Source organism: Dehalococcoidia bacterium (assembly GCA_003597995.1).
Classification (GTDB): Bacteria; Chloroflexota; Dehalococcoidia; order Dehalococcoidales; family UBA1222; genus SURF-27.
Genome location: QZJY01000060.1, coordinates 1 through 24796 on the forward strand (window position 1 = coordinate 1; position 24796 = coordinate 24796).

A 24796-nucleotide genomic window follows, 5' to 3' on the forward strand; every position below is an offset into this window, starting at 1 on the left:
TGGTTTTCTTAGCACCAACACAAAATATTTGATCATATTCAGTTTTTAATTGCGATAATCTATCTTTGTATTCTTTAATATTTTTCTCCAATGTTTCTAACTTGGTAGCACGTTCATTAAACTCAGTTTCATGTGTAAGTAATCGTTTATTAACTATTTCAATATTTTTGGTTTTATTTTCAATTACTTTATAGAAATTTTCCAAGGGTTGATTAACATCTTGAATAGTCAATGTATTTTTTAAATTACGCACTTCACCATTTTCATCAATATCTTCACTAGGTAAACTAGGATCATCAATATATTCTGGTTCAGCGGATTCTAAAGCTGGCATTTCATCATCTAATTCATCGCCTTCATCGTGATATGAAACATTGGATTTTTCAGTTTCTTGTGGTTCAACCCGCGATAAATCGCTAGATTTGAAGCTTGAACCAAATTTTGGTTCAACCCGCGATAAATCACTCGATTCAATGGTTTTACGTTTTGCATCATATTCCAATCGCTTTTTTAATTTAAGTTCGAAAATATCTTTTAATTCGGTTAATTGTTTAATTTCATGTTTAGTTGCTTGTAAACGCATTTGCAAATAATTTTGATTATCTTTCAAAGTATCGAGTTCGCGATTAAAAGTATATGTTTTATATTTGATAATTTTCGCACGGACCAGAAAACTTTCTTTAACTTTGGCTTTAACCACAATACGTTTATCAGCAGTATTGGGATCATCTTTTAATTCCGCTTTAATAGCCTCGATTTCGGTTTTTAATGCGTTCCATTGCTCGGTTAATAATTGTTCGGGTTTACTTGCGGTTAATTGTTTAATTTTTGCGTTATAAAGATTAGCAAATTTTGGATCGTTTTCGCTTATATAATTTTTGGCCGCAGCTGGGCTAAATTCATCTAACATTCTATATAAAAAGCCAATTAAACTGGTCATTGCAAATCGTTGACAATATTTTTCGGTTAAATTTATTACAGAAAATGCCAAATATCGGTTACGATCGCCAATAAAAACAGGCTTTTTGTACGGATTGGAATAACTACGTAATGCAGTAATCATGCCTTCATCCAATTGTTGAACAAATTGAGCACGCTTTTCTGGTGTCATTTTTTGCATTATTTTCCACATTTTGCCAATTTCGGCTTCAAATGCTTGTTTTTTAACGATAGCTTGTTCTTTAGACATTTTTTAATTATCAATTATATATTGTATATATATTATATTTAAAGGATATAAATATATTATGAGAAAACACATTAGAAAGAGTAATAAATATATCAAGAAAGATATAGATAATAATATAAATAATATTATACCTGATAGTAATATAGATATGAATATAAAAGATATAGATATAAAGAATAAAGAAGATAATAATAAAGATAGTAAAGATATAAAAAAGAAAGATAATAAAGATATAAATACAAGTGTAATAAATATACCTGTATTAGATATTAGTATAAATAAATATATGTCTATAGGCACTCCCCTTAAAAATCCATTCCACGAAAGATTCTGTCAGCTATATTCCCGTAATCTAAACGCTACCACAAGTTATTTGCAATCCATAAAAGACGTAACGCCCGATAATGTAATAACTTACGATACGGCAAGAACCAATGGAAGCCGCTTGCTCACATATGCCGATATTCGGACACGCTTATCAGAAATTACAGACCACACCGCGCAAAACCTTGATATAAGCCGAACAGATATACTTGAAGGAATTCAGAACGAGGTTAATCTTGATCCGGCGGATGTTTTCAATTGGACTGGTGAAGCTCTCGAATTAAAAAGTTTAAAAAATATACCGCTACAGGTTCGACAAACTATCAAGTCGATTAAAGAAAATAAGGACGGCAAAATCGAAGTTACTTTTTACGATAGGCAACGGGCGCGGGAGCAATTGATGAAATATCTTGGCATGCTGACGGATAAAGTTGACATAAACGTAACTCACGAATTGGGTAACGCACTTGCCGCCGCACATGCCAGAGTCGTGAAACGTTCTAACCGTGAAATCGATGCACCTGGAGCGATAGAGGCAGATTTTACAGAGATTGACTAATTTTGACCGCACCGCAAGCCCGCCACTGCATTTTCTCAAGTCAAGCCATATCCAAGTATAGGCAAAAAAATAGCCCGGCCTGTGGTAGCGCCGGGCAAGAGTTGAGAGTTACACAATACTCCATATCTCGTATAATCTACCCAGGGAACAGTAATACAGTGTCATGTTGCCGTGGTCATTGACTTGTAGCACTTCGCCAGTGTAGCCAGTGGGGATATCGGATAAATCGTCAACTTTCAGCCCGTCGAAGTTGTATTTAAAATCTTCACAGAGCCAATATCCAAAATCCGCACCGTCTCCAGGGTGCGCACCAAAATAAAAATACGGCATGCAGTATTCGTTCAGTGCGTCAAACAAAGCTTCCAAGTCATAATCTGCGTCCTCAGTTTCGTAATACTCGTCACTCTCCATGCGAGTATTAATCTCTTCGATTAGTCCCTTGTGGCCCTTGAGGAGTTTGCTCTGGTGCTCCAATTCCCACAAGAAAGCGGGTATCAAGTCTTCTGGGCGCATAGTACCCGATGAAACAGAGCCGATGTTATCGTTGTGTAGTCTGCTATACATTATAGTCCCCTTGCCAGAGGTTAAGGTTATGGTTCGTTATCGAACCTATATCTAATATACAATAATAATAATAAATAGTCAAGTGAATTAACGCTTATGTATATACTCGTTAATTGCTGCAAAGGCACTGGCGGCCGGTACTGGCGCGGATCATAGGAAAAAAGAATTACTTTTCCTGGCAGCGACAAAAAGCCCCCCCAGGGGAGGGGCGACCGGTGGCGGCCCTTCAAAGGAATCCATCTCTCCTGTCATCTATTGCTCGTGGGTGTTTTTCTTGATTGGGGGCCTCCTGCATCTTTTTCGAACCCCTTGTGTATACTTACAGCGGTGGGTGGTTGTTTGTGAGGAATTGTTGTATATGATTGGCATTAAGGCAGATGGGTGGTAATGGTTGGAGGTGGTCATCCGCAACTCTTACGGGTGGTGTCCCCCTGTGCCTCTCTCTCCCTCTTCTACAATGCAAAGTTTTTCGAACGCTCTTGCTTTTTGTCTTTATGGTTGTTATAATACAACAACAATTAAACCAAGGGGGTGGTATGCCGGACAAGGAACTCTTGTTTTCGGTGACGCGGAAGGATTTTGATATAGCGACGTTTTCTGGTTCTGGCGCGGGTGGTCAGCATCGGAACCGGCATCCGAATTGTGTGAGGATAACGCACAGGGCTTCGGGTGCGACGGCGACGGGAACGGAGCAGCGCAAGATGCATCAGAATCAGATAGTGGCGTTCAGGCGGCTGGTGGAGACGCCGAAATTCAAGGCGTGGTTGAAGCTGGAGATATGCCGTGCCGCCGGGATGTTTGACGATGTTGATGAGAGGGTCAATCAGGAGATGCGTCCTTCTAATTTGCGGGTTGAGGGTCAAGTTGGTGGCAAGTGGACGGAGATATAGCCTTATTTAAAGGGGGTGGTATGAAGGTACTGGTGGCCTGTGAATTTAGCGGCGTGGTCAGGGACGCTTTCCTGAAACGTGGGCATGATGCGTGGTCGTGTGACCTGCTGCCGTGTGAAAGCCCGATAGGGGCGCGGCACTACCAGGGCGACGTTCTGTCTATGATCGACTTTTCCAAGTTCGACTTGATGATCGCGCATCCACCATGTACACATCTAAGTAAGGCGGGCGCGTGGTGTTGGAAATTTAAGGAGCAAGAGCAGCGCGAAGCCCTGGATTTTGTGCGCAAGTTACTGGAGGCCCCGGTTCTCCGGATATGCCTGGAAAATCCCGTAGGAAAAATCAATACAGCCGTCCGAAAGCCTGACCAGATTATCCACCCCTGGATGTTTGGTGACCCTTGGCTTAAGGAAACTTGCTTATGGTTGAAAGACTTGCCAGTGCTACGCGCCACAAACAAAGTCGAACCACAGGGAAACTGGGTTAAGCCGGGGAATAAGCGTCCGTGGCGGCGCTTTGATGCTGTACCCGAAGGGGGGCGGGGCAACACTAAAGATCGAAGTCGGAGTTTTCAAGGCATCGCCGAGGCAATGGCCGACCAATGGGGAAGTTTATAGCCTTGCCTTTTCTTTTCTTTTGGTTATATTAACAACAAAACAACATTAACCTGGAGGCATCATGGAGAGTATTGGCGCTGGGCTTTGGCTGGGGGACATGAGGGGGCTGGGAGGACAACAGGAGTGGCAGGTCGTCGATTCAGAAGGCATCTCCCGTGGGAGGATTTTCCGTGATATTGGGGTTTATGGAAACGGTGGCGATCATTCTTTTGAGCCATCGGTAAGCCGTTCGTTATTCTCTTCTGCCGAGTTGCGGGTGATAGCGGACACGATTGACCGGCTGGAGGGGGAGATATGATTGAAGTTCTGCAAATCATGCTAATGACCTGTAGGGATTGTAATGGCCGAAACTGGCAAGGTATCGAACTAAGACCATGACGCCATGACGCGTATGACACCAGAATCGGTAAACTATTTTAAAACCCCTTTCATGGCGACTTTCCGAAATCTGACGTCATTCACGTCATGCGTCATAGATGAGTGTGGCAAGTCATGGTGGATGGAGGTTGCCGATGCGTTCATTGCCGCACATGAAGTTTTTCGTATGAAATGTGCCTTGATGGACGACGTTGCCACGGAGGCGGGCTGGACTTCCCACAAGGGTTACGACTACTGCCCTTCATGTAAGCCCGATTTCAAGGGGGAATGATGTGGATTCTCGTTCTGGTGGTCGGCATAGTGGTGGTGGTGATTGTGCTGATGGTCATAATGGAGAGGAGTAACCTGAAGATTCCCGATGCTTACGTTGTCGAATGCCTGATGGTTAGTTGCAGACACCATGATGGCGAGTTTATGAATTGCTTATTGCGGGAGGTCGAAATTGGTTCGGACGGGCTTTGTTCGCGGTATGAGAAGTTAAGCGACGAGGAGCTTCTCAATAAGTGCAGGGGAAAAATTTCTAACGCATGAAGGGGGAAGTATGCGAGTAGGTGACTATGAAATCCCGGTAGTGGTTGTAGACGGCTGGCCTGATGATGAGATCGGCATATACGATTCGATCAGTGGCGACAGGCTGGGGGCGATAGTCAACATCGGAAATTCTGAGGAGGAAAAATGCGTATCATAATCGAGATTCCGCCGTCGAATGTCCGCTTTCCGGTGGAGACAAGCGAGTTTAAGATTATCAAGAAAAGCAAGTCCAGCTATGGGGAGACGGCAAGTTCGGACGAACTAAGCTTGGTTGGTGAGGTAACCGGAGTATATCTGGAGACCGCCGATAACACCCCATCCTGACACTCCTTTTTCCGGTTGAAGGCTTAACCGGTTCGGTTTCGTAGCTGGTTTCAGGGCGGGAAAAGGTGGTCAAGGGGTCTCTTTTGCCCCTATAAAACATGGCCGTCGCTTCACCCGGCTTTCGTGGTTGTATTTTCTGGGCTTCAGGCATGTCCCGACAAGGGCGCGGGTGAGAAAATCGCCCTACGGGGCTGGAAATCGGTCGGAGACCAATCCGGCGATGCCAACGAAATGGTAGTTTGTCCAAAATTCCGGCCTGTTCGTTATTATTGGACGGAAGAAAAACCTGAACATTCCCCTTGCAGTCTCGGCCCTTTGTGATTAGATTATAGATGCCAACGCCTTCATCCTTAAGCTTGGCAGATTTTCTCCCCCACACCATCGGCCTTGCGGGACTCTTGTCAAAGTCTTCCCGCAGGGCCGAATCTTTTTCCAGTCAACTACCCGTCAAATAAGCAGAACCTTGCCCGGCGCGGCCATGAGCCGATTGGGCCGTTTATGGGCCGATTCCAATCAACTAAGCCTTGACTTTTCCCCTTCCTGTCCATATACTGTAACAACAACACTTATCCAAGGGGGTAAAATGAGCGACGAAAAGGTTTTTACCTATACGTCTACCGATCCAAAGTATCGGGGTCAGACGTTGATAATGCTGGCGATGAAAGACAAGGCTGAGGAAGCGGTGTATCGCGCCGCACCGGGTATGCTGGTAGCACTGAAAAAAATACAAGGCTTGGTTGGGGATGCGTTCAGGTCTTTGCCGACAGCCACTTTAGAAGAAGGCGCAATTATAGTAGGCGTTGCGTTAGCTGATATACAAAAAGAGGCTCGCGACGTAATCGACCACGCCAAGGAGATAGCATGAAATACCTTCCGCTCATCCTTTATTCCATCGGCAGCCTGTGCTTTCTGGCTGGCAGCCTCGTCACCATGTACCAGATTTGGAGGGGATGATGACCGACCACCTCCTTTCCCGTGAATGTCCGGCCTGTCATGGCTACAAGATGCCGGGGCTGGTTGTCTGTATGGATTGCTGGCCGAGGATGAATGGTAAAGTCAAGGAAAGGCTATTGAAGCCGGATGTGTACGCCGTCGGTAGGCGGCTATATTTCTACCAGATGCTGGAGCAAACCGGCAAGATCGACATGGAGATATCCTTCCCCGACAAGAAAAACCTGGAACGGGAGTCGGTCAAGTCCCGTGGCTCCAAGAAGTCGCAGCAGAACGAACTTCTATAAGGGGGATTTATGCTGACACGCCTGAACCCGAACACGGCCTATGGTGTCTTCCTCGCTGTTGATGAGCGGGGTGAGTTTGAGTTTTTTGTGACCAGCGGCGTTACGCTGTCCGATGCTATGGATCAAGCGCCAGATCGTGCCGACTTGTACCGCATTGGTTTTTTTATAACGGATGAAAACGCCAAGCTCCGTGGCCTACTGCCACTGCATGATGGCTGCGAATTTACTTATGATGCCAAGGGGGATTTATGACCGAACAGCTTGCCATGCTTGGAACGCCATCGGTCGAGTTGGCCGAGAAGGCTGTCAGGACAACGGCCCGCAAGGAAAAGGTTGACCGCATGATGGTCGTTCTGGCCCACGAGGGCTACCATGTGACCATCAAGTATGAACCTGACGGCGATGAGTCCTGCGTCATCAATGACAACGAGTTCTTCGTCGCCATCCGTGGCAGCCGCAAGCGTTGCGCCGAGATGCTGGAGGATGCTTACGCCGAGATACTGCACAAGTGGTATACCATCCAGGACTACCGCGCTGTCCTGAACAGCGGATTGGAGGAGTAATGCGTACTGTAGCTCAATCTGTTTCCGACATGCAAGATAAGATCGCCGCTCTCGAAACCGAGAATGCTAAGTTACGTAAGCATGGCGGTTGGGAACACGGCCAGTATAACGAATGGATACAGTTGACGGGCGACAACGAGGCGTCAACCCTCGGTGGCCCTTCGATTCGCGTCCACAAGCGCCACGAGTTTTCTGATGATTTGGTGGACTTCCTGCTTATTCCACTGGACGACCAAAAGACCTATCGAACAGAGAGTGGACAGATAAAATCGATGCTTAACAAGCACGAACTCTACTTCTTTTATCAGGCGGCTATGCACCACCTCACGGCGCGTTATTGTCGCATCTGTAAATCGATAGACAAAGCCAACGCGACCAAGGAGGCATAATGGAACCGGTCAAGACTAAACGCAGTTGGGTAGTGGAGTTCGGGCCAGCGATCATCATCATCGGCTGCGCCCTGATAGCCGTCGCCTGCATGGTCTGCGATCCGCAGCCGCTACCGGCGCAGTACGTGGTGCCGCATCCCGACAACATGATGTATGAGCCACCGCCTAACTATGATTTAATAGACTCATCCGTCTCTTTTCTGCCACCGCCGGAGTACAAGGTTATTGCCGACAGCCTGTTCGTGCTGGAAAATCCTGTCAACCTTTACGTATGGGAAGGCCAGTCGTACAGCAAGCGCTGGTGTTTCGTCGGCATCGTTATCCCCGCCGATACTGTTATCGTACGCTACGAAGGAGAGACTACAGAAAGGTACTGGAGGTAAAAATGGCTTACGACGTAGATGAACTTCAATGCAGATTTACTTACCACGCCCCGAAAGAGGGCCAGCCAGAGATGTATGAATCAATACGCAAGAACGCGCTTCATCTGGCGTATATTTTGGTGGAGCATTGCCCCGAAAGCCGGGAATTGTCGCTGGCATTGACGCATCTTGAGGAGGCCGTTTTCTGGGCAAACGCCGCCATCGCAAGGCGCGGTTGACACTTCCTTGCTTTTTATAATTATTATGGTTATTATTGTTGCATGGAGAAAACGATGACCATCTACTGTCGTAAGTGCGGCCAGCCGGAGAGAGCGCTCAACCTGCATACCGGCGAACGCCATAACGTAAAACATGGCGATAACGTCAAGTCCATCCTGTGTTCCAACTGTATCCAACTGGCCTACCTGGAAAAAGATCGCAAGAAAAAGGAGGCGGCGGCATGAATCGCAAGGATATGCTCCAGTTGTGTATAGCCGCCCCACTGGCCGCGATAGGGATTAAGGCCGCCTTGGGACAAGCCCCGCCAACTGTTCCGCGTTACGAGATATTTTGCGAACCAGCGTGCTATGGTGACGAGGAAACCGGCGTAGCTGTACGAGATGGAAATGCGATTATTGAAATTCACGTATTGCCTGACCGCTCCTTGCATGATTCCGTAAAAAGGATTATGGCTATAGAAGATCGCTATCAGCCTTGTCGTGTACATGTTGAGAGGTACGGCATTGGGATGGCCTATCTCGACATGGCGCGAGACAACGGAAGGCAATGGTATGAAGTTGATCGCAGGGGGTGGATGTAAATGCCTTATAAACGAATGAACCGGAAGTCGTTTTTGGGCCTATGTATAGCCGCTCCGCTGGCCGCCATCGGCATTAAAGCGCTGCCGAAGAAGCCCCATCTAAACTTGGATGAGAAGACGGTGTGGGTGGATTGCAGGTGCGCCAAGGGCCGGGGTGATGGTACACCGTCCAATCCATACGCTACTATCGGAGAGGCCGTCGAATCCTTTGGGGGGCCAGCCACGGGAACTGTCGTTTTAACTGCCGAGGGACTTTATGCCTTATAAGCGCCTATCTACTTACAGTCATAGGCTTACGCTTGTACTTGGCAGTCCGATACGCGGCCTGACGCATAGGCAGTGGAAGGATTGCAGGGCTTGGATCGGTCGTCGCGCCGTTCCTCCGGCGACGAAGAAGGCGTGGCTGAACAACGCCATGCTGATGCACCGGCTGGCAGCGGTTGTATCGCCAAGAAAACACTACTGGTCGTAGACCAATCCCCTCCCGATCCTTCGTGGTCGGGGGCGCGAGGGCGAGTCTCTAACGTACAGTGCGTTGGACAAAGGCAACTCGCCCTCTGCTAACGGCGGAGCGAACATGGACGTGGACTTCGCCTAAAAAAATACAGCCGAACGTCCGTCGCCTCGTATCCGGTATGCCGCTATACAAATCGATCTTTACCAGCGGAGAGCACGGGGCGGCTTGGGGCAAGACGCCGGATTACCCAAGCCACGTTCGTCCTAAAATAAAAGAACTGAAAACTTTGGAGCGGAGCGCGGTGCCAATGACCGACTGGTAAGGCGGCCCTGTTGGCCGGTTCGATTCCGGCCCGCTCCATCAAAATCCGAAGCGGCGCGATAATTGTGGACGCGCTTAGTCTGTTCGCCAGAGAGATCGCCCTCGGTTGGTACGTCCCATCCTGTAGTCCACATGCAGGGGGCAACGTGGTGTGCAGTGGCTTGAGCCAACTGCCGGAAACCAGCCAGCTTCGGATATTTTAAGAACCGACAGTTCGTACCAGTTTTCCGAGCGATGTAACTATATTTCTGCAAAAGGGGGATATAAAGATGAACTTTGATTTATATCCAATCAAAGCTGAAGGCGCGTTGATGCCTACGCCCGGCGGGTGTGTTGAGAGTAAATTGTGGCGGAGCGGGGTTTTACTTAAAATTAAACGAGCGATTTATGTGCTATTCCCAAGTCTCGATAAGGGATGGTAGTTGGAATGGAATGTCCGATCTGCAATAATATTTGGGAACCGATAGTCGTCCTGAACGCTGGCGAGATTCTGCCGGAAACGGTGACATGCCCGGCCTGCGGTTGTGAAGTCGAAGTTGATGACGATTGGGAGATGGTGGAGGAAATATGAAACTCAAATCCTACAAGTCGTTCCACGACCAGTTTAAGGAGTGTCGCCGGGATGGGGTCAACACCTATCAGGGTGAGCTTAAGCCGTTGCATTGCACCAAGTTCAATGCGGACTGCAAGGGTTCGACATGCAAGCATGAAAGGATAATCTACGAAGATGATTAAGCTGCCAAAGTCCTATATGACCTGCGGCGTTCCACTTAAGATAGTTCGCGTTGAAGGCTGTGGCGGCGAGTTTGAGACCGACCTTAATAGCGGGACGATAGGACTTGGCCGGGAAGCGCAGGAGGCCGACTTGGTGTTGGCCTTCATGCATGAAATAGCGGAAGCTTCGGCATCCGAGATGGGTGTGCGCTACACAAAGACGATAGGGGCAAAGCAGTATCTTTTTTGCTGCGACCATGAGCAGTTTTCGTTGTGGATACAGGAAGTGGCCCGTGGTGTTTACGATCTGCTTCAAGCCAACCGGAGCAAGTGATGTATATCCTTCCTAACTATAGCTTTACTTGGCTCAAGAAGGCTTGGTTCGGCCTTGGACTGGTGGTCTACGTCTGTATCTTTGCCGTAGTGGCGGGGGTGATTTTGGCCGTCGAATTTAAGAGATACCTGATCTACGTCGGGGCCGTCATCGGCCTGCTGCTGGTGATCGTTCTGACATCATGCACCATCAAGGCTACGATACTGCCTGCGCCGATAATGGCAGCGGATACCGTGGTTGATACCATCTACGTTTTCCCCCACCGAGCTATCGACTTTATAAACGACATGACAACCAATAGACCGAAGTGGCAACAGTATTTCAGCGGCTACCGGATAACCGCCGACGATACGCTGTACGTCAAGTTCTCCTACGAGTCAATGGGCGAGGATGCCCTGCCGGAAGAAACACAGTGCTGGATATGGGATAAACGCTGGAATGCGTGGCATTTGAAGGAATAACTCGTGCTGTGCCGGGGCACGTGAGTGATAAAATAGTGGCCAAAACCCCCTGGGCCTCGAAGCGGGGAACCATAAGACCCCCGGCACAGCACCTTAACTAAGGAGGCAATATGAACTGTCCAAATTGCGGACGCGAGATGTCCGAACAGGAAGTGATCCAGCATCTTCAGAAGAAGATCGAGCGGCTGGAGGCCGAACTGTCGGCGGAAAGGATGAAGCCAAAGGAGATACTGCCAGTGCCGTATCCGTATCCGCCAGTGCCGCAGTGGCCGCCGTATTATACTTGGACAACTCCCAACACCGGTACGCCGCCGCCGAAGCCCGATTATGAAATTACTTGTGGCGACGATATCCATCATGCCGTTTTTACTTGGAGTTGCAGTGGCTTGCCGCATCCGTCTGCACGCTAACTCAACCTGGAGGCAACTTGGCGATACGCCTTGATACCGCGCAAGAGAGAATCGATTACGCTGACAAGCATGGGGAGCAAGCCGCGCTGGAGCATTTCGCCCTCCGGCCTGAGACGCTTTTGCGTTACAGGATGCTCCTTGAAAATCACGAGCGGGGCCGTGAGATGCAGGAGTATCAAGCCATCTTCGACAAGTGCGCCCCGAAACGGTGGACTGACTATCCAAGGCTGTATGGTGACCATCTGGTTCTGAACGATATCCACTTGCCGTTTATTGACATGGCCTTACTGGACAAGGCGTTACAGGTTGCGGATATACTTGGCTTAAAGCAACTCGTAATTTTGGGTGATCTGATTGACTTCGAGTCTGTGTCCAAGTTTGACTTCGGCGGCGATCAATATACGCTCATGGATGAGCTTTACATCGCCCGCGACTACCTGAAGGAGATGGAGAAGCGGTTCGACCGTATCACGTTCATCCGTGGGAACCACGATGAAAGGGTGATAAAATTTCTCAAACGCATTAAGAAGATGTTCGAGGCAAATACTAAGGATGACGAGTTTGCCGCCTACAGTGCCATTCTCGGCGTAAACGTCTCGGATACGCCGTGGCATCAGTATAAGAAGTTCTTTGAATCCGACAAGGTAGTTGTAAGCAACTACGCCAAGTGCGAGATCGAGGGCAAGTATATCGGCCTGCATCCATCCAGTTATTCCAAAAACCCGCCGACAGTGGAGAAACAGTTTGCTTACAAGTACCATCGGCATATCATTGGAACGCACGCCCACATGTCGGCGCTGGGCTTCGATATGTCCGCCGACTATATAACCATCCAGCTTGGCGGCATGGTAGATAAAGACTTGGTATTCTATAAGAATATGCGCGAAACCACGCATCCCGACTGGCTTCCGGCGTTCGGCTGGATCAAGGATAAGAAGCTCGGCTACTACATGGATCACCCCGACCTGATGCAGTTATTCGACTACGTAGCAATCGGGCGGGAGCAATCAACCAAGGGGGAATGATGGAACTGACAATACGATTTAACCAAGACGAGCAGGGTTATTATGTGTCGGCTGGACACAAATGGGGAGAAATGGGCGAATCGCAGGGGCGGTGCGCTACTATCCTGATGGGAATTCAAAACGTGTTGCAAAGGCAAATTATGGATCATCGATCTCGCATTAAGGCGCTTCAGTCTGAATTGGAGATGCTGGATGAGACCTTGAAAGAACTGTCTTGCGTTAAGGGGGAATGATGGCAGATTATAAAGACAAGCCTTTGATCTGTATTGATTTTGATGGCACAATAGCGCAGTACGACGGATGGAAGGGCATCGGCGTTTTTGGTGAACCGTTGCCGGGAGTGGCGGCAGCACTGGCAAGATTACGGGACAGCTTCCGCTATCAGATATGCGTCTTCACTACTCGCGGCGAAGTGGACGCGATCAGGGATTACCTGAAGCGCAATTGCATTCCATTCGATTACATCAACGATGCTCCGGTGATGGATGGACAGAATCCCGGCAAGCCGCCAGCCAAGTATTTCATCGATGACAGGGCTGTGCGCTTTGAGGGTAGCTGGACGCGGGTCATGCGCCAGATTGAGGAGCTTGACGAAATCGAGATGACCAGGAACGGCGCGGCGTACCATGTGGGGATAACGGATGAACCTGCCCCTGAACTTCCGACTCACGCCTGCCAGTGCGGTTGTACGACCGATGAAGCCAGTGGCTATGTGCCCCGGTACGCGATGAAATCCTACGGCTATTCGTTGACGAAAGACAAAGCTACAGGCGAGTCAACATGGAAGGCGATTGGTGAAGCGCCACCCGTGGTCGTCAGTGAACCGGAAAGCTGTTGGTGTGGCAGAGAGCTTGAGTCCAAAGGTTCTCCTGACTTCATCGGCGATGATGTAAACACCATGCCGGTCTGCACTATGCACTACTCCTGTCCCGTCCACGGCCAGTATTACGATAAGCCGAGAGGGATAGCGATCTCAGGCAAGGCCCGAAGTGGAAAGTCCACCTTAACCGATATGCTTATCAAGGCATTTCCATCTCCGTCGTCTTGGCACGAGGAGTCTATCGCCACGCCGCTCAAGATCGAGTGGTTCAAGACTAATTGCGTAGAAAGATTCGCAATGGGCGAGGTGGCCGATATTGTGAGCGAGGTGAATCGCCTTAAGTTGTCCGACCCCAAGGTGCGTCCAGGTCTGATAGTTTTGGGACAGATGCGTCGGGCGCAAGACCCAGACTACTGGCTTAAACAGTTGCCCTTGGGCGAAGGAGCCATTGTCTCGGATTGTCGGTTTAAGAATGAATTTGAATATCTCCAGCAGCATGGGTTTTATATGATTCGAGTCAATGCGACTGCGGATACGCGGGCAGCGCGAGGACAAATGGATATAGACGATTCATCAGAGACCGAGTTGGACGACCCGGAAATCCAGTGGGACAAAGTGATTGACAATGACTCTACCTTCTTGGTGTTGGCCGACAATGCCGATGATGTTGTGCGTAAGGTAAGGAGGCTTGGATAATGCCGAAGTTAATGGATTTAACGGGTCAGCGATTCGGCAAATTGCGGGTCGTTGAGAGGGCCGACAACACTCGTGACGGTAGAACGAGGTGGCTATGCAAATGCGATTGCGGAAAGATAGTAATCAAGGGCGGTCGCCATTTAAGAAACTCAGACTGTCCCTCTTGCGGTTGCCGCTTCATGAAGATAAGGGCACCGTCAATAACAACCTTTGCCCTGCGCGGCAAGAAGTACACGCATATAGTATATCCGACCGGATTCATCGTTCCACCGGAGGAATATATGGTGGATGGAAAACCAGATACCCAGAAGATGATGGATGCGATACAGAAAAGAACGTGTATGGTCTTTGATCCCGACACCGAAGAAATCTCTTGACAAAACGGGTTGACTTTATTACTCCATTAATATGGAGGGGTATGTCGTTCAGCATGGAAGCGTCTTAATTATCCCAAGGATGGGACATGAAGAAACTCGTCGTACTCGTTCTGCTGCTGTTCGCCTGTCCGTTGCAGGCGCAGGTCACAAGCGCCACTGTAGCAATACTTGATTCCGCAGCCACGCGCCGTTCTGTAAAGTATGCCGATGCTTCATACGCGGTCGCACGAAACGCTACGGTTGGCGAAGCGACGGCAACCGAGTTCGCGGTTTTTAATGCGGACACGACCGTCACCGATTATACCGTGTCTCGCGGCTTCCTGATGCTTGATTTGACGGATTTGACGCCAGCCGTCAGGGTTGACTCGGCCCGGTTGTTCATGTACTTATTGGGCGATCCAATAGATTTCCAGGACAGCGACTCCACTCACGTTGTCGAGGGCACTTACACCGGGGGTTATGAAGCTTCAGATACTATTAGCACCGCATGGTACAGTCAATTCACTGGATGGACGGATTCATCGGCGTATGGCGTCGTTAATTACACAGAACCATTTGTTCAGGATACAAGTGATAATGGCTGGCAGAGCCGGTTATTCACGCAGGCCGGACTCGATACGCTCCTCAGTAAAATCGGGGCAGATACAATCAGGATGGCCCTGCTGAATGGTCAAGACATTGCCAACTACACTCCGACTTCGGCGACGCAGGGGTTAACCAGTTGGCGTTCCACGCCCGCAAACTCGCTGCCATACCTTACTATCTATTATCGATCCGCCGCTTATGATACTGTCGTTTCCGCATCGAGCGGCGGACTGCTCCTGAACGCCGATACCACGTTAGATTACCAAGTTCACGATTCAACCCACGCGTCCAGCGTCTCTACGACAACCATGAATATCGGATACCGAACGGGCGGCAATGGCAAGTATCATGTCAACCGGACGGCCCTGACGTTTGCAACCGATCAACTGACATGGGCCGACTCCATTGTTTCTGCATCATTATTTATATATCCTACTATTGTGGTCGATTCGCTGGATATCGTTGTCGGAGAAGGGACGTTCAGCGGAGCAATTGCCACCGACTGGTTCAACGACTTCACCGGATGGGTGGATGGCGCACCCTACACGGCGATGAATGTGTTTGTTGACAGCACCAGAATAGCAAGTACGGATACGTCGAGTTGGGTTGAATTGCCACTTACTACGGCTGGCAAGGCGGCCTTGCTGGCGGCGATGGCTAATGACAGCCTACGGATGATGATCTTGTCATCTATGGACGTCAACCGGTCGGACTTTCCGACCGACTCCAGCCGGTGGGGTGTCATTTCAGCTACCACATACAAGCCGTATCTTATGATAGACTACACCACGCTGGCCCCGCCAGCGGTTATAACCAACAAGGATGTGGACACCACGTTCTTTGTCGGTGGCAACGTCTATGCCACGCTTGGCGCGAGAATAGACTCTGTAGGGGATGGTCTGGACAGCGTAGGTTTCCGCTACTATCTGGTAGGCGATGCTGGCAATCCGCTCTATACCGTTTCCGATTCGAGCGGTGCCACATGGGTTTCCGATTCCTTTTTCCTCAACACATCCAGCGCCGATACCCTGACAATTGATACATTTTATGTCGTAACCGCATTTGCTGTCAACAGAGCGAATCGAATTTACAGTACGGTCAACGATACCATTAGTACGGAATACGCTATCTCCACTCTCTGGGAAACGATATCGACACTACCGGAGGACAGTATCATCGCCAATCCAGTGCGGGCGATCTGGCCGGATGCGATTGACCGCCTATGGTTCGGCACCGCTATGGGACTTTACCGGCAAGACAGCGATACGACGATAGCGCGGTATGTATATGATGATTCATCCTTCGCGCAGAAAAGTAGAAACAACATACTCGCTGGCATCGGGTTGCCAGACAGTACGATATTCACCGGTTCCCCGGTCGGCCTTACCCGCCACGATACACTCTCTTTCACTTCCGACTCGTTAATTACCGAAGGCATTATCCCTGATAGCGTTGTATGGACACTGGTACCCGACAGTGGCGGCGTATCTCAGGCGTGGGTCGCCAACGGCATGGGCTACGTCTATATCTTCGGCGATACCGTGGAAACCGTATTCGATTCCGACAGCGGACTGATCGGCGACAGGGTATACGATGTGGCCTTTGACTCCACCAGTTCGGCGTGGCTGGCGACCGACAACGGCGTGAGCCGCATCATAGGCGGCTACTGGATAGACTATACTACTACCAATAGTTGGATTAACGGCAACGTGAACTATGCGATAGCGATTTGCGGCGTTGATTCCAGCATCTGGTTCGGTGGCGATGATGGCCTTGTCCAATTCGATAACGACACTACATGGACGGATTGGAGCGATAGCCTTGTTAACCGCAGGGTGAAGGATATCGTCTACGATAATGTCAACCTTGTTTTGTGGATCGCCACGGATTCGGGGCTTGTGGCGTATCAGCCAGACACGCCCAATGGCGTCAGTTGGCGCAGGTACTATCCGGCGAGCACGAGTGACAGTCTGCCGCAGTACCGGATACTCAGCGTCTATCCAGACACAGCAGGCCGCGTCTGGGTCGGGCATTCTGCGGGTGTAACGAGATTGACGGAGACCTTTAACTAATGGCCTTCAAAGCTACAGCCGATGACGTGAAGCTCGGCGAGTATATGATGCAATTTTTTTATGATCCATTGGGTCATGTTATGGCATCGTATCCTTGGGGGCAGTCGGGCACTCCACTTGAAAACGAAGAGGGGCCAGATACATGGCAATCCAAGTTTCTCGTAGACCTTGGCAGGCATATAGAGGAGGTGGCGGATGGCAAGCGCTCAAATGTCAAAATGGCCGTGGCGTCGGGCTGGGGCATCGGAAAAACTTGTCTTGTGGCGTGGCTGATTAGATGGTTCTGCGACACTCGCCCATATCCGCAGTTAGTAGTAACCGCAAACACTGAAAAGCAGTTAAGTACGAAGACTTGGCGTGAACTTGCCAAGTGGAATAATATGGCGCTTAACGGCCACTTGTGGGACTGGACTGCAACCTCGTATCGTCTCAAGGGCAACGAGGACACGTGGTACGCTTCTGCAATTCCGTGGTCGGAACATAACGCGCAGGCGTTCGCCGGTACGCACGAAAAATACGTTATGATGATTTTTGATGAAGGCTCGACAATCCATGATAACATCTGGAACATTGGTAACGGCGTAATGACTACGAAGGGGGCCGTTTGGCTTGCCTTCGGGAACCCGACACAAAACACCGGCCAATTTCATGCGATTTTCCATAAAGAGCGGGACATTTGGGATACTCGCTCAATAGATTCGCGTACCGCGAAAGTCACAAACAAAGAGGAACTTAATCGGCGTGTTGCCCTTTATGGGGAGGATGATGATGTTATCCGAGTGTCTATCCTCGGCAAATTCCCGAAGCGTTCCAGTATGCAATTTATTTCCAGTGCACTTGTTGAAGGAGCGCTGGAACGTGAGCATAAACTCGATTCTTATCGTCACGCGGCTAAAGTTATCGCAGTGGATGTGGCACGGTTTGGGGATGACTCTACTGTATTTTGTTGCCGCAAGGGCGTCAAGCTATTGTGGATGAAGGGGTTCCACGGGATAGACACAATGCAGACCGCGCAGTTGCTCGCCAAGTATGAGGATGAAGAGCGCGATGTTGATGCAATTTTTGTCGATGTTGTCGGCATCGGCGCTGGTGTGGTTGATCGGGGCAGGCAATTGGGCCGTCGGTGGATGGAGCACAATGGTGCGCACGCCTCGTCTGATGGCAAATGGTCGAACAAGCGTGCGCAGTGCTGGGGAGAAATGCGCGATTGGCTGGAAGTGGGGGATATGACGACCCTGTCTCAAAAAGACAAAGATGTAATGACCGACGACCTGACCGGCCCAATGTATGGATTTGATCGGGTTGAAAGACTCATCCTTGAGAAAAAAGAAGATATGAAAAAACGGGATTTAGCCTCGCCGGACTGGGGTGACGCCTTAGCTATGACCTTCACTCAGAAAGTTATCCCGCAACACATGCTGGAAGATGAGTACGACTACGCCGAGGCCGAGCGGCAGCGTATGCGGGCTGACAGAACCAGAAGCATGATAACCGGATATTGATGTCTTTTTATATTCTAACAAGGACGTAACGCATGGCGACAACGGAAGTTGCGGATCGCAAGAAGGTGGCCCGGAACACCAAGGTCAAGAAACTGCTTGAGTATACCGGGATGCTGAATGTCGCCGACTCGCTCAAGGAAGAAGAGTTGCGCGAGATCGGCGTGCTTGTAGCCGAAGAGTACGAGATCGACAAGCAGAGCCGGGTTGAGTGGGAAGCCCAGATGGAGCAGGCCGAGAAGCTGGTGCGCCTGCTGATGCAGAAGAAAACGTGGCCGTGGGACGGCGCTTCTAATGCCATCTATCCCCTGCTGGCTCAGGCGTGTGTCCAGTTCAATAGCCGTAGCCTGCCGCTGATGATGAAGGGGCAGCGGGCCGTCAAGTGCAGGGTGAACGGGCCAGACCCGCAGGGAGCCAAGGCTAAGATCGCCTCGCTGGTTAGTGAGCACATGAGTTGGCAGCTTACGGATGAGATGGAGGACTGGATCGGCGAGAAGGATGCCATGCTCCTGTCGCTTCCTGCTTACGGCTGCGCTTTCCAGAAAGTCTACCGCGACATTCCGAACCAACGTAACGTCTCCGAATACTACAGTCCGCTGGACATAGTGATCCACTTTAAGGCCCGTAGCTTGTCGAGCGCCAAGCGGATTACGCATGTTTTTGAACTATCCAAGCGTGAGATAGTCGAGCGCCAGCGGGCGGGGCTGTACCTTGAGGATGTCGAACTCGGCCACGGTGACAGCGAAGCCAAGACCGGCGAACTGCGGGAGAAGGAACCATCATACGTCATCCTCGAACAGCACCGTTGGCTGGACTTGGACGACGATGATCTCGATGAACCTTATGTGGTTACTATTCATAAGGATAGCAAGAAAGTTCTGCGTATCAGGCCGCGTTTTAATGAGCAAGGTATCAGTATCACCGCTGATGAGAAGCGTATCGCCAAGATCAAGCCTATCCAGTATTTCGTGCGCTATCTTTTCATGCCTGCCCCGGATCGCAATATCTACGGATGGGGCTTCGGCCAACTGCTGCTGCATCCCAACCATATTCTGAACAGCATCATCAACCAGACTATCGACAGCGGAACGTGGTACAATACGACCGCTGGCGTGGTGTCGCACGACATCGGCATCGGCCAGGGGACTGTCAGTTTCGCTCCGCATGAGTTGAAGGTCAGCCAGAATAACTTCGATGACATCACCAAGAAAATCTTCATGTTGCCCGCCCGTGAGCCGAGCATGGTCATGTATCAGGTGCTCGGCCTCCTGCTCGAATCCTTTGAACGCCTTGGCAACAGCGTTGACGTACTGACCGGTGAGCACAGTACGGCCAATCAGCCAGCCAGCACTACGCTGGCCCTGATCGAGCAGGGCATGAAGTTCTATAAGGCCGCGTCCGGCAGACTGTTCAAGGGACTGAAGGATGAGTTCCGGCTACTGTTCGACCTGAACGCCAAGCACATGTCCATGACGCAGGAGCAGTTCTTCCGCCTGTTCGAGACAGAGGATCGCGCCATCAGCGGCATGGCATACAACACCGAGTCGCTGGATGTGGTGCCGGTCGGAGCCGCCGAAGAGATTACAGTAGTGGAGAAACTCATCAAGGCCGAGCAGGGTCTTGCCGCCGCCAAGGAGATGGGCCTGCCGTGGCAGTACATGCGCGAGCACTACCGCCGCTACTATGACGCGCTGAACGTAGAAGATATCGATGCCATCCTGCCGCCGCCCGACTGGCAGCCAGCTCCTGATCCAAAGGCCGCAGCCGAACAGGCCAAGGTCGATATTCTGGCACAGGACTCCAAGCGCGAAGACCTGAGATTTGGTGTGGAACTAAAGAAGCTGCCGTATGAGCTTACGAAACTCAAGCTGGAACTTCTTGAGATGAAGGAAGATATTAAGAACAAGGGCATGAAGGAACAGGTCAACGCCGCCGTCAAGATCACTGCCGCCGAAACCAATCGCAAGAAGGTGGAGGCCGACAAAGCCAAGGCCGAAGCCGCCGCCAAGAAGCCTGCGGCCAGGAAGAAGGAGAGTAAATGATAGTCAAGCAAAGCGAGTTCTCTGCGGGAGAACGATTAGAGAAGGGCGCGGTTGTATATGAGCGAGATGGGAAGTTGTATCACGTTCCCGCTTCTATTGGGGTGGCGCTAAAGACGGTAGAAGCCGGAGAATTACCCGTTTGGATCAGGCCAGAAAATGTTATTGAGCACGGCCCCTGTCCCGCTGGCGAGAAGATATGGAGTGGCGATATCCTTTGTTGGCGAGATTCTCAAGTATGCCCATCGCCAACATTCGCTGGAATAATACACGACGATGTTGATGAAGGCGATTATCCTACGATGATATTATTCACAATGGATGTGTTCGATGAATGTTTAGCCCGGAGCTTCGCATGATTATAGTCCAAGGTATCCGCAGGGATGAGCTTCAGCAGTGGAAGGGCAGCCAGATGACACAGGCCATCTTCAAGGCCATAGCCGACAAGCTGGACATGAAGCGCAGGGATTCAGGGCGTGGCGTCGGTCTCGATGTTGAGAACGCCGACAAGACGCAGGCGAACTCGTTCAGGGCATACGGCTATTGCGAGGCGCTGGATGAGGTGTTGAACCTGACCACGGGCGACTAAGACGACATCCTTATCCTTTTATCAGAAATCTCTTGACTTTTGGCTAACAACTTATTATAGGTAATTAGATGACACGGTCTGAACTTTATAAGTTGATTCAGGACAAGGTTGATGCCGAGGTCGGCAACCGGACTACCGGGGACTTGTCGTTCAAGATAAGGTTGCAGGAGGGTGGCATCAGGCAAGTTGAAGCGCATCTTGTTCAAGCGCTGAAGGTTGCGATAGTAAGAGGATAAAACTTTCCAAGAAAAACATACTACTTTTTCTTACTGGAGACAAGGTGGACTCATCAAGTAGTGGCTATCTAAATGCGGAGGGCCGGACACTGGTGCGTCAAACTGTCTCGAAAACAGCCGCCGGTTAAACGGTTGTAGGTTCGACTCCTACGCCCTCCGCCATAAGGAAGGGTGCCCGAATGGTAAGGAGTCGCACTGCTAATGCGATAAGGCTAACTGCCGTACAGGTTCAAGTCCTGTCCCTTCCGCCATATTGAATCGGGAGCGGACGCCTAATTGGTATGGCAGCGGGCTGTAACCCCGTGGTCTCTGACATGCAGGTTCAAATCCTGCCCGCTTCACCAGTGATAGACTCATCTGCCAGCCAGTAAATGGCGTAAGCGCAGAAGGAGATCGGGTTGCGCTCTGCGGCAACCCGCAACATACCGTGGCAGCGGATAAGGCCAATCCGTATTGCGCGCAGGGTGCGGGCCGCGACTGCGGTCGCGGTCGGCCCGACCAAACATAACGCAGTAGCAGTCCGCTGCTAAGATAACCCGCTCGTGCAGGGCGGCTTTACCGAAGCCCGGATGGAGAGGCAACTCTCTGTTCGGGCTTTTTCCATTTACACCTTTTCAGAAGGATCAGCAGATGCAGACAACTTCCGAACTAACCCGCAAGACGATGAAGATGAGAACGGCGGATGCGCCCCCCGGAGAACCGGCGGGACACCGGCTGCTTATCAAAATCGTCAATGAGGAGAAGCGCACTCGCGGTAATATCATCATACCCGCAGAGGACAAGCGCGCCTGCGAGACCGGCCAAGTGCTGGTGGTAGGGCGCAATGCTTTCCTCGGCTACGGCAATGACGATCCGTGGTGCGAAGCAGGCGACATGATTCACTTCGTTCGGCATTCCGGTAAGGACGTCAAGTTTGTTGACGACCTGAATGAATACCGCGTAATCAACGATGAAGATGTGTACTATGTCCTGAGCGGCAATGGTTCGGGAGGGCAGAATGGCTGATACCGAGACGAAAGAGACGATAGTAACCGAAGCGGCTGTGGAAGGCAACGAAGATAACTACGGCGGATTCGATTCCGAAGACCCTGTAGTCAAGATTGCCGAGAGCCACGGTTGGCTGTCGAAAGATAAATACAAGGGCGATGCCGAGAAGTGGACTACGCCCGACAAGTATATCAACGCGCAGTGGGACATCAACGATGCGACCAAGAACAGCAACAAACGTCTTGAGCGCACCGTGGAACAGCTTGAGAAGCAGCTTTCCAAAATCTCCCGTGGCTACGAGGAGATGAACAAGCGGGAGCAGAACAAGGTACAGTCTGAACTGAAAGAACTGCGCAAGCAGGCCATCGAGGAAGGCGATGCTGCGAAGGTCGATCAGATTGATGAACAGATTGAAACTCTGAAGCAGGGTGATGCTGGCGGCGGGGAGCCTGCCGTACATCCTGCCGTGGATGAATGGATGGGGCAGAACGAGTGGTATCGTCCGGGCGGTAAGGGTGCTCCGGCTGAAGTACAGGACATTGTGGAACTGGTCGAGGAACTTAACGGTCTCGATGAGTATTCCAAACTCTCGCCGCAGTTCCGGCTGGCGAAAATCGACCGAGAGGTCGCTTCTTACGTTGAGATGCGGCGTCCCGATCTGATCGGCAAGTACAAGTTCAACGGCATCAAGCCTGCGACTGTGAACGGCAAGGCGGCTCCGAAGGCCGATGATGATGATGATACCGGAAAGACCCGCAGGTCAATCTCTGATGTCGAGGGCAATGTAACCCGTGGCGGGCGTGGGGCAAAGGGCATCAGCTACGACAGCCTGAACGAGACCGAGAAGGCCATGTGTGATTCGCAGACCAGGGCCATTCCGGGCTATACGAAGGAAGAGTGGCTGAAGGACTACGCGATGCAGAAAGCGAGAGGGTAGAACCATGACAGACATACAGAAGAAATACCACCTGACGCTTAAGGATGGCCTGTATTACAAGGTAGATGGCTCCGCCTTTCCCAAGAAAGCCGCTCCGAATCTGGTCAGGGGTAAACTAACTGGCGATGGTTACAAGGTGACTGTCGTGCCGGTTCAGCCGGAAGGCTTTGCCCTGCGGATTCTTGACATGAATGAAAATGCAAGTACGGCCAGTGCGCCGATAGAAAGAGAAGATACAATGCGACAGGCAATTGTGCAGGAGCAGCCCGAAGCGGGCACGACTCAGAATGAGTCAATCGAGGAACTACGGAACAAGCTGGCTCGACTGGAAGCTGAACAGAAGCAGGGTAACAATGGCGGTACAGATGCGCCGTCAGGGGCAGCCAAGGGCAGTGCCCCGCGCAAGCGTCCTGAGAGGACACCCTTCTCGTTCAACAAGCTCAAGTTTCCTCAGCGGCCCGGCTACATGCGGCGCGTATTCAACGATGTTGATGGTGGAATGCGTATCGCTCAGGCCAAGGCGGCTGGTTGGGAAGTGGTCGAAGACCCTTACGCCGTAGTGGATTCCGATAAGAACGTGAACGCGCCGAGCCAGATGGGCAAGGGCGTGACCCGCCATGTCGGAACCAACGACTCTCACGGTTCAATCACCGGCGTTCTGATGGAAATCCCGCAGGAATGGTATGACGAGGATCAAGCCAAGAAGAACGAGGTGGTTGACAAGTCCGAAGCGGGGCTGCGCCGCGTCAACAAGGATGGCGTTGTCGGCGGCCTGACCGTTGGAGACCAAACACCCGAAAAGAAGTGGCGGGACTAACTCCCGCAAGGAGTGATTTACTGTGGCAAATCTTGATCGCGTCAATGGGTTCAAACCCGTTGGCACCCTCAGCGGAGGCAAAGGCTCCATTGGATGGATTCAGAAGTGCCTTGTCGATGAGGATGATTCCACTGCCGTTGCCGTAGGCGATATTGTCGTCTTGGCTTCTGGCAACGAAAGTCTTGGCATTCCGACCGTAGCTGCGTCGGCTGCCCAAGATGTGCCTTACGGCGTAGTCGTGGGCATCGAAAACTGGGACGGTAGCGATTCTTCCGTCACCCAGACTCTCGACAAACCGCGCTATCGTCCGGCGTCTGTTCGTGGCTACGCACTTGTAGCCATCGCCCCCGATCTGGTTATGGAAGCCCAGATCAGTACCGGCGGCGACCTTGAAGATGGTGACATTGGTGCCAACGCCGATCTGGTCGCTGGTGGCGTTGATACTGCGGCCCAGACCTCCGGTATGGAACTGAACTATGCCACGATGGCGGCCACCAATACGCTGGTCTTCAAGATCATCGAACTGCTGCCGCGTGAGGATAACGCTCTCGGCGCTCATGCTAAGGTTCTGTGCACGTTCAACCTGCACGATCTGGCTGGCGGCGCTGACACCACTGGTTCCACTGGTTCTACTGGCGTTCATGCTTAATCTCGGCTGTTTTGTTTTTAACG

Annotated in this window: 33 protein-coding genes and 2 tRNA genes; 33 read left to right on the forward strand and 2 right to left on the reverse strand. The window is 50.9% G+C overall.

Annotated features, from left to right (window positions below; translation table 11 throughout):
• Positions 1-1189: hypothetical protein (locus C4542_07960; GenBank protein ID RJO60774.1), on the reverse strand; the 1189-nt coding region annotated here is incomplete at its 3' end.
• Positions 1190-1247: 58 nt separating this feature from the next.
• On the opposite strand from C4542_07960, the gene C4542_07965 reads away from it, so the two are divergent.
• On the forward strand, positions 1248-2072 hold the full coding sequence (locus C4542_07965) for a terminase small subunit (protein RJO60775.1): 825 nt from the start codon (positions 1248-1250) through the stop codon (positions 2070-2072).
• A 108-nt stretch (positions 2073-2180) separates the two neighbouring features.
• Here C4542_07965 and C4542_07970 read toward each other — a convergent pair whose 3' ends face one another.
• Complete coding sequence (locus C4542_07970; GenBank protein ID RJO60776.1) at positions 2181-2636, reverse strand: hypothetical protein; 456 nt, start codon at positions 2634-2636, stop codon at positions 2181-2183.
• A gap of 377 nt (positions 2637-3013) precedes the next feature.
• On the opposite strand from C4542_07970, the gene C4542_07975 reads away from it, so the two are divergent.
• From C4542_07975 to C4542_08130, 32 genes are all read left to right on the forward strand, one after another.
• Entirely contained in the window at positions 3014-3526 is a 513-nt protein-coding gene (locus tag C4542_07975; protein ID RJO60777.1) for a peptide chain release factor-like protein, read from the forward strand.
• A gap of 20 nt (positions 3527-3546) precedes the next feature.
• Positions 3547-4143, forward strand: a complete 597-nt coding sequence (locus C4542_07980) for a DNA cytosine methyltransferase (GenBank protein RJO60778.1) — start codon at positions 3547-3549, stop codon at positions 4141-4143.
• Between the two features lie 61 nt (positions 4144-4204).
• Positions 4205-4441, forward strand: a complete 237-nt coding sequence (locus C4542_07985; protein ID RJO60779.1) for a hypothetical protein — start codon at positions 4205-4207, stop codon at positions 4439-4441.
• A gap of 350 nt (positions 4442-4791) precedes the next feature.
• On the forward strand, positions 4792-5052 hold the full coding sequence (locus C4542_07990; protein RJO60780.1) for a hypothetical protein: 261 nt from the start codon (positions 4792-4794) through the stop codon (positions 5050-5052).
• Between the two features lie 144 nt (positions 5053-5196).
• The gene (locus C4542_07995) at positions 5197-5376 is read left to right on the forward strand and encodes a hypothetical protein (protein ID RJO60781.1); all 180 of its coding nucleotides are present in this window, start codon (positions 5197-5199) and stop codon (positions 5374-5376) included.
• 583 nt (positions 5377-5959) lie between these two features.
• Positions 5960-6241 carry a hypothetical protein gene (locus tag C4542_08000; GenBank protein ID RJO60782.1) on the forward strand — a complete coding sequence of 94 codons (282 nt, stop codon included), beginning with the start codon at positions 5960-5962 and terminating at the stop codon, positions 6239-6241.
• An 88-nt stretch (positions 6242-6329) separates the two neighbouring features.
• Positions 6330-6614, forward strand: coding sequence for a hypothetical protein (locus tag C4542_08005; GenBank protein RJO60783.1), 285 nt, complete (start codon positions 6330-6332; stop codon positions 6612-6614).
• Positions 6615-6623: 9 nt separating this feature from the next.
• Positions 6624-6866 (forward strand): hypothetical protein, encoded by a 243-nt coding sequence (locus C4542_08010; protein ID RJO60784.1) that lies wholly within the window; start codon positions 6624-6626, stop codon positions 6864-6866.
• Complete coding sequence (locus tag C4542_08015; GenBank protein ID RJO60785.1) at positions 6863-7177, forward strand: hypothetical protein; 315 nt, start codon at positions 6863-6865, stop codon at positions 7175-7177. Before C4542_08010 ends, C4542_08015 begins: the two co-directional genes overlap by 4 nt.
• Positions 7177-7566, forward strand: coding sequence for a hypothetical protein (locus tag C4542_08020; protein RJO60786.1), 390 nt, complete (start codon positions 7177-7179; stop codon positions 7564-7566). The genes C4542_08015 and C4542_08020 overlap by 1 nt, the downstream gene beginning before the upstream one ends.
• The gene (locus C4542_08025; protein RJO60787.1) at positions 7566-7949 is read left to right on the forward strand and encodes a hypothetical protein; all 384 of its coding nucleotides are present in this window, start codon (positions 7566-7568) and stop codon (positions 7947-7949) included. The genes C4542_08020 and C4542_08025 overlap by 1 nt, the downstream gene beginning before the upstream one ends.
• A 2-nt stretch (positions 7950-7951) precedes the next feature.
• A complete protein-coding gene (locus C4542_08030; protein RJO60788.1) occupies positions 7952-8167 on the forward strand; it encodes a hypothetical protein in 216 nt (71 codons plus the stop codon).
• 221 nt (positions 8168-8388) lie between these two features.
• The gene (locus C4542_08035) at positions 8389-8748 is read left to right on the forward strand and encodes a hypothetical protein (GenBank protein ID RJO60789.1); all 360 of its coding nucleotides are present in this window, start codon (positions 8389-8391) and stop codon (positions 8746-8748) included.
• Entirely contained in the window at positions 8749-9015 is a 267-nt protein-coding gene (locus C4542_08040) for a hypothetical protein (GenBank protein ID RJO60790.1), read from the forward strand. It abuts the gene before it with no gap.
• Between the two features lie 1238 nt (positions 9016-10253).
• Positions 10254-10574, forward strand: coding sequence for a hypothetical protein (locus tag C4542_08045; protein ID RJO60791.1), 321 nt, complete (start codon positions 10254-10256; stop codon positions 10572-10574).
• Positions 10574-11035, forward strand: a complete 462-nt coding sequence (locus C4542_08050) for a hypothetical protein (GenBank protein ID RJO60792.1) — start codon at positions 10574-10576, stop codon at positions 11033-11035. The genes C4542_08045 and C4542_08050 overlap by 1 nt, the downstream gene beginning before the upstream one ends.
• Positions 11036-11172: 137 nt before the next feature.
• Complete coding sequence (locus C4542_08055) at positions 11173-11445, forward strand: hypothetical protein (GenBank protein ID RJO60793.1); 273 nt, start codon at positions 11173-11175, stop codon at positions 11443-11445.
• 17 nt (positions 11446-11462) lie between these two features.
• Positions 11463-12470: a hypothetical protein gene (locus tag C4542_08060; protein ID RJO60794.1), complete on the forward strand. Its 1008-nt coding sequence runs from the start codon at positions 11463-11465 to the stop codon at positions 12468-12470.
• The gene (locus C4542_08065; protein RJO60795.1) at positions 12470-12703 is read left to right on the forward strand and encodes a hypothetical protein; all 234 of its coding nucleotides are present in this window, start codon (positions 12470-12472) and stop codon (positions 12701-12703) included. Before C4542_08060 ends, C4542_08065 begins: the two co-directional genes overlap by 1 nt.
• Positions 12703-13986: a hypothetical protein gene (locus C4542_08070; GenBank protein ID RJO60796.1), complete on the forward strand. Its 1284-nt coding sequence runs from the start codon at positions 12703-12705 to the stop codon at positions 13984-13986. The genes C4542_08065 and C4542_08070 overlap by 1 nt, the downstream gene beginning before the upstream one ends.
• Positions 13986-14363, forward strand: coding sequence for a hypothetical protein (locus tag C4542_08075; GenBank protein RJO60797.1), 378 nt, complete (start codon positions 13986-13988; stop codon positions 14361-14363). The genes C4542_08070 and C4542_08075 overlap by 1 nt, the downstream gene beginning before the upstream one ends.
• A gap of 86 nt (positions 14364-14449) precedes the next feature.
• Positions 14450-17020, forward strand: coding sequence for a hypothetical protein (locus C4542_08080; GenBank protein ID RJO60798.1), 2571 nt, complete (start codon positions 14450-14452; stop codon positions 17018-17020).
• On the forward strand, positions 17020-18522 hold the full coding sequence (locus C4542_08085; protein RJO60799.1) for a terminase: 1503 nt from the start codon (positions 17020-17022) through the stop codon (positions 18520-18522). Before C4542_08080 ends, C4542_08085 begins: the two co-directional genes overlap by 1 nt.
• A gap of 32 nt (positions 18523-18554) precedes the next feature.
• The gene (locus tag C4542_08090; GenBank protein RJO60800.1) at positions 18555-20561 is read left to right on the forward strand and encodes a hypothetical protein; all 2007 of its coding nucleotides are present in this window, start codon (positions 18555-18557) and stop codon (positions 20559-20561) included.
• The gene (locus C4542_08095) at positions 20558-20917 is read left to right on the forward strand and encodes a hypothetical protein (protein RJO60801.1); all 360 of its coding nucleotides are present in this window, start codon (positions 20558-20560) and stop codon (positions 20915-20917) included. The genes C4542_08090 and C4542_08095 overlap by 4 nt, the downstream gene beginning before the upstream one ends.
• Positions 20914-21147 (forward strand): hypothetical protein, encoded by a 234-nt coding sequence (locus C4542_08100; protein ID RJO60802.1) that lies wholly within the window; start codon positions 20914-20916, stop codon positions 21145-21147. Before C4542_08095 ends, C4542_08100 begins: the two co-directional genes overlap by 4 nt.
• Positions 21148-21548: 401 nt before the next feature.
• Positions 21549-21634, forward strand: a tRNA-Ser gene (locus C4542_08105).
• A 10-nt stretch (positions 21635-21644) separates the two neighbouring features.
• Positions 21645-21727, forward strand: a tRNA-Tyr gene (locus tag C4542_08110).
• 286 nt (positions 21728-22013) lie between these two features.
• Complete coding sequence (locus tag C4542_08115) at positions 22014-22388, forward strand: hypothetical protein (protein RJO60803.1); 375 nt, start codon at positions 22014-22016, stop codon at positions 22386-22388.
• The gene (locus C4542_08120) at positions 22381-23307 is read left to right on the forward strand and encodes a hypothetical protein (protein RJO60804.1); all 927 of its coding nucleotides are present in this window, start codon (positions 22381-22383) and stop codon (positions 23305-23307) included. The genes C4542_08115 and C4542_08120 overlap by 8 nt, the downstream gene beginning before the upstream one ends.
• Positions 23308-23311: 4 nt before the next feature.
• A complete protein-coding gene (locus C4542_08125) occupies positions 23312-24124 on the forward strand; it encodes a hypothetical protein (protein ID RJO60805.1) in 813 nt (270 codons plus the stop codon).
• Positions 24125-24146: 22 nt separating this feature from the next.
• Positions 24147-24773: a hypothetical protein gene (locus C4542_08130; GenBank protein ID RJO60806.1), complete on the forward strand. Its 627-nt coding sequence runs from the start codon at positions 24147-24149 to the stop codon at positions 24771-24773.
• Positions 24774-24796 lie beyond the last annotated feature (23 nt).